This window comes from Microbacterium sp. NPDC055683 (assembly GCF_053617895.1).
Window position 1 is genome coordinate 52,281 of record NZ_JBSHGQ010000021.1, and the last position, 11,802, is coordinate 64,082.

General features: G+C 70.8%; 15 protein-coding genes. 12 read left to right on the plus strand and 3 right to left on the minus strand.

Annotated features, from left to right (window positions below):
- Window positions 1–189 precede the first annotated feature (189 nt).
- The 11 genes from phnD to dnaB all read left to right on the plus strand — a co-directional run bounded on the left by phnD (window position 190) and on the right by dnaB (window position 8,557).
- On the plus strand, window positions 190–1,104 hold the full coding sequence (gene phnD, locus ACWGPF_RS09865; protein WP_452332663.1) for a phosphate/phosphite/phosphonate ABC transporter substrate-binding protein: 915 nt from the start codon (window positions 190–192) through the stop codon (window positions 1,102–1,104).
- Window positions 1,104–1,934, plus strand: coding sequence for a phosphonate ABC transporter ATP-binding protein (locus ACWGPF_RS09870; protein WP_452332664.1), 831 nt, complete (start codon window positions 1,104–1,106; stop codon window positions 1,932–1,934). Before phnD ends, ACWGPF_RS09870 begins: the two co-directional genes overlap by 1 nt.
- Window positions 1,915–2,781 carry a phosphonate ABC transporter, permease protein PhnE gene (gene phnE, locus ACWGPF_RS09875; protein WP_452332665.1) on the plus strand — a complete coding sequence of 289 codons (867 nt, stop codon included), beginning with the start codon at window positions 1,915–1,917 and terminating at the stop codon, window positions 2,779–2,781. Before ACWGPF_RS09870 ends, phnE begins: the two co-directional genes overlap by 20 nt.
- Window positions 2,778–3,536, plus strand: coding sequence for a tyrosine-protein phosphatase (locus ACWGPF_RS09880; protein WP_452332666.1), 759 nt, complete (start codon window positions 2,778–2,780; stop codon window positions 3,534–3,536). The genes phnE and ACWGPF_RS09880 overlap by 4 nt, the downstream gene beginning before the upstream one ends.
- A complete protein-coding gene (locus ACWGPF_RS09885; RefSeq protein WP_452332667.1) occupies window positions 3,533–4,201 on the plus strand; it encodes a TetR/AcrR family transcriptional regulator in 669 nt (222 codons plus the stop codon). Before ACWGPF_RS09880 ends, ACWGPF_RS09885 begins: the two co-directional genes overlap by 4 nt.
- Complete coding sequence (locus ACWGPF_RS09890; protein WP_452332668.1) at window positions 4,198–4,923, plus strand: tyrosine-protein phosphatase; 726 nt, start codon at window positions 4,198–4,200, stop codon at window positions 4,921–4,923. The genes ACWGPF_RS09885 and ACWGPF_RS09890 overlap by 4 nt, the downstream gene beginning before the upstream one ends.
- A 166-nt stretch (window positions 4,924–5,089) precedes the next feature.
- Window positions 5,090–5,452 (plus strand): 30S ribosomal protein S6, encoded by a 363-nt coding sequence (gene rpsF / locus ACWGPF_RS09895; RefSeq protein ID WP_345438180.1) that lies wholly within the window; start codon window positions 5,090–5,092, stop codon window positions 5,450–5,452.
- A gap of 5 nt (window positions 5,453–5,457) precedes the next feature.
- The gene (locus ACWGPF_RS09900) at window positions 5,458–6,000 is read left to right on the plus strand and encodes a single-stranded DNA-binding protein (RefSeq protein ID WP_345438182.1); all 543 of its coding nucleotides are present in this window, start codon (window positions 5,458–5,460) and stop codon (window positions 5,998–6,000) included.
- A 27-nt stretch (window positions 6,001–6,027) separates the two neighbouring features.
- Window positions 6,028–6,282, plus strand: a complete 255-nt coding sequence (rpsR, locus tag ACWGPF_RS09905) for a 30S ribosomal protein S18 (RefSeq protein WP_029146075.1) — start codon at window positions 6,028–6,030, stop codon at window positions 6,280–6,282.
- A 9-nt stretch (window positions 6,283–6,291) separates the two neighbouring features.
- Complete coding sequence (gene rplI, locus ACWGPF_RS09910; RefSeq protein ID WP_345438185.1) at window positions 6,292–6,747, plus strand: 50S ribosomal protein L9; 456 nt, start codon at window positions 6,292–6,294, stop codon at window positions 6,745–6,747.
- A gap of 427 nt (window positions 6,748–7,174) precedes the next feature.
- Complete coding sequence (gene dnaB, locus ACWGPF_RS09915) at window positions 7,175–8,557, plus strand: replicative DNA helicase (protein ID WP_345438187.1); 1,383 nt, start codon at window positions 7,175–7,177, stop codon at window positions 8,555–8,557.
- A gap of 239 nt (window positions 8,558–8,796) precedes the next feature.
- Here dnaB and ACWGPF_RS09920 read toward each other — a convergent pair whose 3' ends face one another.
- From ACWGPF_RS09920 to ACWGPF_RS09930, 3 genes are all read right to left on the minus strand, one after another.
- Entirely contained in the window at window positions 8,797–9,690 is an 894-nt protein-coding gene (locus tag ACWGPF_RS09920; protein ID WP_452332669.1) for a J domain-containing protein, read from the minus strand.
- A gap of 226 nt (window positions 9,691–9,916) precedes the next feature.
- On the minus strand, window positions 9,917–10,444 hold the full coding sequence (locus ACWGPF_RS09925) for a hypothetical protein (RefSeq protein ID WP_452332670.1): 528 nt from the start codon (window positions 10,442–10,444) through the stop codon (window positions 9,917–9,919).
- A gap of 162 nt (window positions 10,445–10,606) precedes the next feature.
- Window positions 10,607–11,524: a DUF808 domain-containing protein gene (locus ACWGPF_RS09930; RefSeq protein ID WP_452332671.1), complete on the minus strand. Its 918-nt coding sequence runs from the start codon at window positions 11,522–11,524 to the stop codon at window positions 10,607–10,609.
- 137 nt (window positions 11,525–11,661) lie between these two features.
- Here ACWGPF_RS09930 and ACWGPF_RS09935 point away from each other — a divergent pair, with 137 nt between their 5' ends.
- A complete protein-coding gene (locus ACWGPF_RS09935; RefSeq protein ID WP_452332672.1) occupies window positions 11,662–11,793 on the plus strand; it encodes a hypothetical protein in 132 nt (43 codons plus the stop codon).
- Window positions 11,794–11,802: the final 9 nt, after the last annotated feature.

Genomic DNA, 11,802 nt, shown 5'->3' on the forward strand with positions numbered 1-11,802 from the left:
GACGTCGTCGCCCGCCGTGCCCCCGCGGAGGAGGCGTGCGACGAACGCGGCGGACGTCCCGCGACACCGGATGTTCACGTCGGGTTCCCTTCCGAGTACGGCGGTCTCGCAATTGCGCGTCACCTGGAGGCGCTTGCCTTTCCGATATCGCCCGTCGCGATATCTCCTCCCGAAAGGAAACCGCCCGTCATGCGCGCCCGCGTCCTCCCCGCCCTCGCCCTCGTCGCCCTCGGCGGCGTCGCCCTCGCCGGCTGCTCCGCCGCCTCCGCCGACGCATCCGCGGCGTCCGACCCCGACGCCCCCATCACCTTCGCCACGACGCCGCTCGGCGACGACCCGACCGCCGAGAACCCGATCGAGGCGTTCGCCTCGCTCGTCGAGGAGGAGACCGGCCGCGCCGTCGAGATCGTCGACGTGCCCGATTACACGGCCGTCGTCGAGGCCATCCGCAACCACCACGTCGACATCGGGTTCATGAGCGGGTTCCCGTCGGCGCTCGCCGTCAACACGGGCGAGGTCGATGCCCTCGTCGCCTGGCCCGGCAACGACGAGCCGGTGTCGACCTGCCTCGTGCTCGACGGCTCGCCGCTCCAGTCGCTCGAGGACATCACGCCGGAGACGGTGGTCGCGTTCGCCGACCCCGCATCGAGCTCCGGGTACTTCATGCCCGTCTCGATGCTCGACGGCGCGGGCCTCGAGAAGGACGTCGACTACACGTCGATGTTCTCGGGCGGCCACGACATGAGCTTCATCGCCCTCGAGGAGGGGCAGGTCGACGTCGCCTGCACGTCGACGATCTTCCCGACGATGGTCGGCACCGACATGTTCCCCTTCGCAGAGGGCGAGACGCGCTCGATCGGCGAGAGCGACTCGATGCCCGTCGCCGTGTCGGTGCTCGCCGACCAGCAGATCGCCGACGACAAGCGCGAGCTGCTGCTCGAGGCGCTGCCCGCGGTGTTCACGGAGGAGAACGCCGAGGCGCTCGGCGCGATGTTCGAGGCGATGCAGGGCACCGATCCGATCCTCGAGCCGGCCGACGACATCTTCCAGCCGTTCGTCGACATCGCCGCGATCGCCGACGTCGACATCTCGGACCTCGGCTGATGACGACCGCGCAGCAGGCGGATGCGTCCGCCCCCACGACCGCGGAACTGCGCCAGCGGCTCCCCCTCGTCTCGGTGCGCGGCCTGAAGGTCGCGTACGGAGACGGGCCCCTCGTGCTCGACGGCGTCGACCTCGATCTGTTCCCCGGCGAGATGGTGGCCCTGCTGGGATCGTCGGGCTCGGGAAAGTCGACGCTCATGAAGAGCCTCACGGGCTTCGCACCGATCGCGGATGGCGCGGTGCGCGTGGGCGGGTTCGACCTCACGAACCTGCGCCGCGGCCAGCTCCGCGACGTGCGCGCGTCGGTCGGCCAGGTCTTCCAGCAGTTCAATCTCGTCGGCCGGCTCAGCGTGCTGACGAACGTGCTGACCGGCGGGCTCCATGATGCCGGAGCGCTCAACCTCGTCGGCGGATTCCGCTCCGCACAGCGTCGGCGCGCCCTCGAGCTGCTCGACCGCGTCGGCATCGCCCACAAGGCGGCAGAGCCGGCGCGGTCGCTCTCGGGCGGGCAGCAGCAGCGCGTCGCGATCGCGCGCGCCCTCATGCAGAGCCCGAAGCTCATCCTCGCCGACGAGCCCGTGGCATCCCTCGACCCGCGCATGTCGCACCAGGTGCTGACGCTCCTGCACGACATCGCCCGCGACGACGGCATCCCCGTGCTCGTGAGCCTGCACGTCATGCCGCTCGCCCTCGAGCACTCCGACCGCATCGTGGGCCTGCGCCACGGCGAGCTCGTGGTCTCGGCCCCCACCGCCCAGCTCGACGCGACGGCGCTCGAGCCCGTGTACGCCCATGACGAGGAGGACGACGATGTCGACGACATCGCCTGAGCGTGCCATCCGGCGCGGTGCCGAGCGCGCGAAGGCGCCCCGAGCCCCGCAGCTCGACCCGCGCGACCGAGAGCGCCTCGAGCGCGCCTTCTCGGTGCCGCGCGCCCGCTTCCTGCTCGGCCTGCCCGTGGCGGCCGTGCTGCTCGTGTGGTCGTTCGTGGGCGCCGGCTTCGACTTCGCGAAGCTCGGAGAGGGCGCCGTCAACATGGGCGACTTCCTCGGACGGCTCTTCCCTCCCACCTGGGACAAGTTCGGCACGATCGTCGCGCTGCTCGTCGAGACGCTGCAGATGGCGATCGTCGGTTCGGTGCTCGGCGCCGTGCTGTCGCTCGTCGTCGCCTTCGGCGCCGCCTCCAACATCGCCCCGCGGTGGCTGTACTACCCGACGCGCTGGATCATGAACGTCATCCGGTCGCTGCCCGACCTCGTCTTCGCGCTCATGTTCGTCTCGGCGGTCGGCCTCGGACCCTTCGCGGGCATCCTCGCCATGACGGTCGGCTCGATCGGCTCGATCGGCAAGGTGTTCGCGGAGGCCATGGAGTCGGTCGACCGCGGTCCCGTCACGGCCATGCAGGCCGTGGGCGCCTCGCCGCGCCAGGTCGTGCAGTACGGAATCCTGCCGCAGTCGGCGCCCCTCCTCGTCTCGTACACGCTGCTGCTCTTCGAGGGCAACGTCCGCGGCGCGACCATCCTCGGCATGGTCGGCGCGGGCGGCATCGGCCTCGAGCTCACCACCGCCATGAAGATGTACGACTACGGGCACCTGTCCGCGATCGTCATCTGCATCATCGTGCTCGTCACGGTCATCGACCAGGCGAGCGCCATCATCCGAAGGAAGATCACATGACCCTCGTCGACGTCCTCGCGCTCTCCGCCCCCGTCAACCTCCGCGACCTCGGAGGCATCCCCGCCGCGGGCGGCGTCGTGCGCGAAGGCTTCGCGATCCGCGCCGACGACCTCGCCCTCGTCACCGAAGACGTCGCCGACGCGCTCGTCGCCGACGGACTGCGCGCCGTGATCGACCTGCGCTCGGCCGACGAGGTCGCGATCACGGGCCGTGGACCGCTCGCCGCGCACGCCGGCGTGACGTACCACCACGTGCCCCTGATGGCGTCCATCGGCGACGCCGGCGACGACCTCCCCGTCGACCAGTCGTCGTTCGCGTCGATGTACGTGCGGATGGCCGAGACGGCGGCCGCGCAGATCGTCACGGCGCTCGCGATCATCGCGCACGCCCCCGGCGCCGTCGCGTTCCACTGCGCGGCGGGGCAGGACCGCACCGGCGTGCTGGCCGCGTCGCTGCTGCTTGCGCTCGGCGCCGACCACGACGACATCGTCGCCGACTACGCCCGCACGGGAGACAACTCGGCTGCGATCATGCGGCGCATCGCGCCCGTCATGCAGCCGCTCATGGAGCGGTACGGGTTCGATCTCGACGCCGCCGCGCGTGCCGCGGTGCGGACGGAGTTCTCGCCCGCGCCCATGCGCGGGCTCCTCGCCGGCCTCGCGGAGCGCCACGGCGACCCCCTCGCGCCGCTGCGCGGGGCAGGCCTCGACGACGCGCTCATCGCCCGCCTGCGCGAGCGCGCGCTCGCCGCATGACGGTGACGGCCCCCTCGGCCGAGACGGCCGTCCGCCCCGACGGGGTCGCGCCTGCGCGGCGCGGCCCCGGTCGTCCGCGCGCCGAGGGGCACGATGAGCGCATCCTCGACGCGGCGGTCGCGCTGCTCGACCGCGGAGAGGAGGTCACGGTCGGCCGCGTCGTCGAGCTGAGCGGCGTGAGCCGCGCCGCGCTCTACCGCCGGTGGCCGAGCATGACCGACCTGCTCGCAGCCGCCCTCGACGTGGGGCGCGAGGTGCCGATCGTGCCGGTCGGCGACGACCTGCTCGCCTCGCTGCTCGACGGCTACTCGCTGCCCGGCGCGGCGGGCGCGGGCTACAGCGACGAGCGCTTCCGCCTGCGCATCCGGCTCGCCATGACCGACCGCAAGCTCGCCAGGGCGTACTGGCGCTCGCACGTCGCCCGCCGCCGCTCGGCGATCTCCGATGTGCTCGCCGAGGGCATCCGCCGCGGCGAGCTGCGCGACGACATCGACATCGACGCGTGCATCGACCTCATGAACGGCGTCTTCTACTACCAGTACGTCGTCCGCGGCGTATCCTTCGACGATCCCGGTGTCGTCGACCGCTGCCGTCAGGCCCTCCTGATCGCCTGGCGGGGGATGGCCGTCGATCCGTTGCACGCACACCCCATGGAGGACGAATGAGCATCACGGAGACCCCGCGGGACCTCGCGAACCTGCGCGACGCCGGCTCGGCGAGCCCCGTCCTGCGGGAGGGCGCGCTGCTGCGCAGCGACGCTCCGCATTCGGGCGACGGCGTGCCCGACGGCGTGCCGTGGCCGCCCGCTGTCGTGCTCGATCTGCGCGACGACGCCGAGAAGAGCGAGGCGCACCCGTTCCTCGGCGAGAGCCGTGTCGTCGACCTGCCGCTGATGGGCGGCCGCGCCCGGCTCGACTTCTCCGAGGACGAACTGGCGGCCTTCGTGCGCGCAGGGCTCGGCGGCATGTACGCCTCGATGCTCGAGGGCGAGGCTGCCGCGCTGCTCGTGCGCGCGATCGAGGAGATCGCCGAGGCCCCAGGCCCCGTGCTCGTGCACTGCACGGCAGGCAAGGACCGCACGGGCGTCACGGTCGCGATCGCTCTCGCGCTCGTCGGCGTCGACCGCGACGCGATCGTCGCCGACTACGTGCGGACGGCCGCGAACATGCCGGGCGTGCACGCGCGCTCGCGCCGCACGGTCGCCGCCCGCACGGCGGGAGCGCAGCTCTCGATCGACATCCCCGAGGAGATCCTCACGGCGCCCGCGACGGCGATGGAGGGGTTCCTCGACGAGCTCGAGAGGCGCGGCGGCGCGGAGGCGTGGTTCGCGGCGGCGGGCGGCGCGCCCGCGACCGTCGACGCGCTGCGGGAGCGCCTGCGCGCCTGACCCCCCCCGCGCGACCCGTCCGGGTTGGGGCCTGCCCCTCAGATCGGGTATGATGTGAAGGTTGTGCGGCCGCGGCTCTGCCCGCGGATCACCGCACGACATGCAACACACCCTCCTGATGCCGGGAAATGCCCGGCATCCGTTCGAGTCCGAAGGAGGTGGGTAAGTGACGCACCAGTACGAACTCATGGTCATCATTCAGCCTGAGGTCGACGAGCGCCAGGTCCCCACGCACCTCGACAAGTTCCTGACGGTCATCACGCAGAGTGGTGGCTCGATCGACAACGTCGACATCTGGGGCAAGCGCCGTCTGGCATACGAGATCCAGAAGAAGAACGAGGGCATCTACGCCGTCGTCAACTTCACCGCCACGAGCGAGGCGACGGTCGAGCTCGACCGCCAGCTCAAGCTCAGCGAGCTGATCATGCGCACCAAGGTGCTGCGTGCCGAGGAGGCCATCGCACTGGTGGCCGCCGAGGCGAAGCGCGCCGAGGAGAAGGCTGCGCGCAAGACGGCGGCGAAGGCCTAAGCACCATGGCAGGCGAGACCATCATCACCGTCGTGGGGAACCTCACGGCCGATCCCGAGCTGCGCTACACGCAGAACGGCCTGCCGGTGGCGAACTTCACGATCGCCTCGACGCCGCGCAACTTCGATCGCGCGTCGGGCGAATGGAAGGATGGCGAAGCCCTGTTCCTCCGTGCCAGCGTGTGGCGCGAGTTCGCCGAGCACGTCGCCGGATCGCTGACGAAGGGCATGCGCGTCATCGCGCAGGGCCGTCTGCGTCAGCGCTCCTACGAGACGAAGGAGGGCGAACGCCGCACCTCCATCGAGCTCGAGGTCGACGAGATCGGCCCCTCGCTGCGCTACGCGACCGCGCAGGTGACCCGCGCCGCCGGTGGCGGCGGCCAGGGGAGCTACGGCGGCGGCAACGCCGTCGGCGGCGGCAACGCGGGCGGCTACGGGCAGCGCCCGCAGCAGCAGGCCGCGTCGGAGGAGCCCTGGGCGACACCCGGCCAGTCCGGCGCCGACGCATGGAGCACCCCGGGGTCGTTCTCGGACGACACCCCGTTCTGATTCAGAACTCATCTCAAAGGACCTGAAATGGCTGGAAAGTCGAGCGGCGACCGCCGCAAGCCGCGGAAGGGCGCGAAGAACGCCGCTCCCGCGAAGTCGATCCGGGTCGGCGTCATTGACTACAAGGACGTCGCGACCCTTCGCAAGTTCATCTCGGAGCGCGGCAAGATCCGCGCCCGCCGCATCACCGGTGTCTCGGTGCAGGAGCAGCGCCTCATCGCGCGCGCGATCAAGAACGCGCGCGAGATGGCTCTCCTGCCCTACGCCGGCGCAGGCCGCTAAGGAGCACCCATGTCGAAGCTGATTCTCACGAACGAGGTCGACGGCCTGGGCAGCGCCGGAGACGTGGTCGAGGTCAAGGACGGCTACGCCCGTAACTACCTCATCCCCCAGGGCTTCGCTGTGGCGTGGAGCCGCGGCGGCGAGAAGCAGGTCGCGGCCATCCGCGCGGCCCGCGAGGCTCGCGCCATCGCGTCGCATGACGACGCGGTCGCCCTGAAGAACACCATCGAGAACGCCCGCGTGCGTCTGGCCGTCAAGGCCGGCGCCGAGGGCCGTCTCTTCGGCTCGGTCAAGCCGGCCGACGTCGCCGCCGCGGTGTCGGAGGCCGGTCTCGGCGAGCTGGACAAGCGCAAGGTCTCGATCCCCTCGGCCATCAAGGTCGTGGGCGATCACGAGGCGCTCGTGCGTCTGCACGACGAGGTGACCGCGGTCATCTCGCTGCAGGTCGTCGCGCTCAAGAAGTAAGTCCCCAGGGACTTCCGAAGCGGCGCGGAACCTCGGTTCCGCGCCGCTTCGTCGTGCCTGGGGAAGACTCTCCGGGCAGCGACATCCACTGTCATATCGGGCTAAGGGTCTTGACGTCGTCCACAGCTCGATGCAGCTACCACAAACCTTCAAGCGATCCTTTAATCACACATCCATCCACAGGGTGTGAGTAGAAGAAATTCCTGATCAGGTAGGTATCCAGGGCGGTGGACTCCCGGGCGAGTCTTTTCTCTCCACAGGGTGATTCCACATCATCCACGGCGTTTTGCGCAGGCTGTCCACAGAGTTGTCCACAGGTCCTTTTGGAGCGGGGGATGGCCCCGCCTACGGTGTTCGAGGCGGGTGTCCGACGTCGGTGCTGGGATGGGCCGGTCGGGGCCGCGGGGGATGAGAAGAGGAGAGCGCGTTGTCGATCGCTGAAATCGGGGAGAGCCGCGCCGGGGGACCGCGCGACCACGAGCGCACGCCGCCGCACGACCTCATCGCGGAGCAGTCGACGCTCGGCGGCATGCTGCTGTCGAAGGACGCCGTCGCCGACGTCATCGAGGCGCTGCGCGGGGCGGACTTCTACGTGCCCAAGCACGAGGTCATCTTCGAGGCCATCCTGTCGCTCTACTCGCACGGCGAGCCGACCGACGTCGTGGCCGTCACCGACGAGCTCATCAAGACGGGCGACCTTCAGCGTGCGGGCGGCGCCGACTACCTGCACACCCTGACGTCGATCGTGCCGACGGCGGCGAACGCCGGCTACTACGCGAGCATCGTGTCGGAGCGGGCGCTGCTGCGTCGTCTCGTCGACGCCGGAACGAAGATCGCTCAGATGGGCTACAAGGGCGAGGGCGAGGCCGTCGAGCTCGTCAACGCGGCCCAGGCGGAGATCTACAACGTCACGGGCACCGAGCAGACCGAGGACTACGTGCCGCTCACGGTCGCCGTCGACGCGGCCGTCGAGGAGATCGAGCTCGCGCGCGGACGCGACGGGCAGATGACGGGCATCCCGACGGGGTTCACCGAGCTCGACACGCTCACGAACGGCCTGCACGGCGGGCAGATGATCATCATCGCGGCGCGACCCGCCATGGGAAAGTCGACGCTCGCGCTCGACTTCGCGCGTGCCGCGGCGATCAAGGCGAACATGCCCACGATCTTCTTCTCGCTCGAGATGGGGCGCAGCGAGATCGCGATGCGCCTGCTCAGCGCGGAGGGGGCCATCCCTCTCCAGTCGATGCGCAAGGGATCGCTCGACTCGCGCGATTGGACGACGGTCGCGGCGACCCGTGGACGCATCAACGACGCCCCGCTGTACATCGACGACAGCCCGAACATGACGCTCGTGGAGATCCGCGCGAAGTGCCGGCGGCTCAAGCAGCGCGCAGGGCTGAAGATGGTCATCATCGACTATCTGCAGCTCATGACGAGCGGAAAGAAGGTCGAGTCGCGTCAGCAGGAGGTGTCGGAGTTCTCGCGTGCGCTCAAACTGCTCGCGAAGGAGATCCAGGTGCCGGTCATCGCGCTGTCGCAGCTGAACCGAGGCCCCGAGCAGCGTCAGGACAAGCGGCCCCAGGTGAGCGACCTGCGCGAGTCGGGATCGATCGAGCAGGACGCCGACATGGTCATGCTGCTGCACCGCCCGTCGGTGTACGACAAGAACGACAACCCCGGCGGCGCCGAGATCATCGTCGCGAAGCACCGAAACGGCCCGACCGCGAACATCGAGGTCGCCTTCCAGGGCCACTACTCGCGCTTCGCCGACATGGCGCCCGTGAGCGAGTTCGGCGGGGGCGACTGAGGCGGCGCGGTCCGCGCCGCAGCCGCGACATCCCTGGCAGCATCCTGGGAACGCGTGACGGATCGGCCTCCCCGAAGCTCTCATCTTCGGGAGCTCTCTGGGGGAGCGCCCATCAGGCGGGGTCAGGCGCTGGGGCGCCGGCCCCGCCGCCTCAGCCTGGTCGCTCCTCATCGAGCATCGGGCGCTGCTCCCAAAGCCAGGCGCTCGAGGCCTTCACAACGGCCGTCCCCGGGGAGGCCTCACACGAAGCGGATGGCCGCGTCCAGCCGCGTGCGCACGTCGAACAGCACATGGCCGCCCACGATGCCGGCGCCCGGGATGCCCGCGCGCAGCACGGCCCGCAGCGCGCTTCGGCGGACGGCCACCACGGGCAGCCCCTTGACCGCGCCGAGCGCCGTGATCGGCTCGCCGAGGTCGTCGTCGGGCAGGACGAAGACCGCACCGCCGAAGCGCACGCGTGCGGCCTTCGACACCGAGCGGATGCGCGCGAGCAGGTCCGCCACGGGCGTCGCCTCCCCGATCACCTCGCCGCCGCGGAATCCCACCGGCCGCCCGAAGTCCTCGCTCGTCAGGCCGTACAGCCCCGTGGGGCTGAGCACGACGTGGTCGAGCTTGTCGTCGGCGTCCGGCCCCGTCGCGACGTCGTGCCACACGGTGAACCCCATGCCGAGGTCGTCGATGGTGCGGGCCGTGTCCTCCTCGGCGAGCGCGTCCGCGAGCATCCGCCGCAGCTCCCACGGCGCCTGGCGCACGAATGCCGTCGCGTAGGGGTCGTCGACGTCCTCTCCGGCCCACTCCCGGACCAGCTCGAGGTAGCGACTGCGGCGCCAGGCTCCCGCTGTGCCGCGCGAGCGCGCCCGCGGGCGCGTGTCACGCCATCCCGACGGGCCCCGGCCATCCCATCGGAGCGTCTCGCGCTCGGCGTCGCCACGGTCGAACGCGGCGCGCAGCTCGGCCGTGCCGACGAGCTCCCACGCGCGCTGCACCTGGATGAACGCGGCCGCGTCGCCGCCCGTGTCGGGATGCGTGCGCCGCAGCTGCAGCCGGTACGCGCGCCGCAGCTCCTCGTCGTCGACCGTCGAAGCGACGCCGAGCACCTCGTAGGGTGACGCCGAGAGCGGGCTGGTGAACATCGTCGCCCAGGCTATCCCGCCGATCGGCCGAAGCCGCCGTGGGGTGTGTGCAGCGGCGGTTCATCAGTGCGGATGTCGGCCGCGCGCGCTTCGCCAGTGCGGATGTAGGCCTGAAGGGGCCGAAACGTCGACATCCGCACTGGCGAGTGCGGCACGGGTCGACATCCGCACTGATGAGTGCCGCGCGCGACAGCGCCCGTGCTCGACGGCCCCGGCCGCGACCCCCTCAGCGCCGCAGCGCCGACGGCCGCGGCAGGCCGATGTCCTCGAGCAGGTCTCCGAGCGCACGGTCGAGCTCGGCGCCGGCCTGCGTGATCTTGTTGACGCCGTAGCCCGCGAGTGCGGTGCTCGGCACCTCGAAGCTCACCACCGTGCCCGGGGCGCGCGTCGTGTGCGCCTCGACGCGCAGCGGCATGTGCAGCATCGTGCCCGGGTCGTGCCGGAACAGCCGTGCCGCGATCGCGGGATGCGCGAGGTTCCAGACGGCGCTGCGGGCATCGGCGCCCGCGTGCGCGAAGAGCGCGGCCGGGTGCGACGTCGCCGTCCGCACGAAGCCGCTCGGCGACTCCCACTGCACGCCGCGCACGAACCCCGCCCAGTCGCCCGCGCGCAGCTCGGCGAGCGCCGCCTCGTCGGAGAGTGCGGGCACCGCCTGCTCGAAGGCACCCGCGAGCGCATCGAACTGCGCGTTCGTGCGCAGGACGACGCGTCGGCCGGCATGATCGGATGTCGCCTCGTCGGCCTGGTAGCTCACGTGTGCACCCTCCACCCGGGACTCGCCAGTGCGGATGTGCGTCCCAGGACGGTCGGAAGCCTACATCCGCACTGGCGAAGCGCCGGGAAGCCTACATCCGCACTGGCGAAGCGCACTGCGGAGGGCGCGCCGCAGCCGAAGCGAATCCCACGCCCCCGCGCCTCACACGTGCACGTCGGCGGGCGACTCCTCGCCCTCGTGGAAGCTCGGACGTCGGCCGGCCATCCGGCCGACGAGCAGCACGACGCCCACGATGACGAGTCCCGCGGCGAGACCCGCCACGGCGGAGACGGCCGTGTCGCCCAGCCACACGACGACGGCGCCCGCCGGCTCGAGCGCATGCTCGACGGCGTGGATGAGGTCGGAGAAGAACGACAGCCCCACCTCGCCGAGGTTCGCGAGCAGCAGGTGCCCCCCGACCCACAGCATCGCGATGGTCCCGATGATGCTGATCGTGCGGAACACGGCGGGCATCGACCGCACGATGCGCGTCCCCGTGTGCCGCACGCGCTGCACGGGGTTCTTCGCCATCTTCAGGCCGATGTCGTCGATCTTCACGAGCAGCGCGACCGCGCCGTAGACGACGACCGTCATGAGGAGGCCGATGACCGCGAGCACGCCCAGCGTCATCCAGATGCTCATGCCGCCGTCGAGGCTCGCGAGCGAGATGAGCATGATCTCGGTCGACAGGATGAGGTCGGTGCGCACGGCGCCGAGCACGAGCTTGCGCTCGTCGCGCGCCCCCTCGTCGGCATGCCCGTGCCCGAGGCCGAACCACTCCAGCACCTTCTCCGCCCCCTCGAAGCAGAGGTAGGCGCCGCCCAGGATGAGCAGGTACGGCAGGACCCATGGGGCGAACGCCGTCAGCAGCAGGGCGATCGGGATGATGATGACGAACTTGTTGACGAGCGAGCCGAGCGCGATCTTCCCCACGACGGGCAGCTCCCGCGCGGGCGTGATGCCCTGCACGTACTGCGGCGTCACGGCCGCGTCGTCGATGACGACGCCCGCGGTCTTCGCCGACGCCTTCATCGCCGCGCTCAGGATGTCGTCGACGACCGCGAGCAGACCAACCGACATGCGACTTTCCCCCAGGTTCCGCGCCGGACGAGGCGCCGGGACGACAGACTACCGTCGCCGCGGGTCGCCGACGTGTCAAGGGGATGGGCGACGCGCGCATCGTGCGCGACACTCGCAGGACCAGCCGAGGAGGAATCATGTCACGCGAGCAGAATCCCGATCGAGAGGGCGAGTACACCGACGTCGAGCAGGAGGACGGCGACCGTGCTCCCGCACGACGGGTCGACGAACCGGGGGAGTACACCGACGTCGACGCGGCGGACGACTGAGATGCGGGC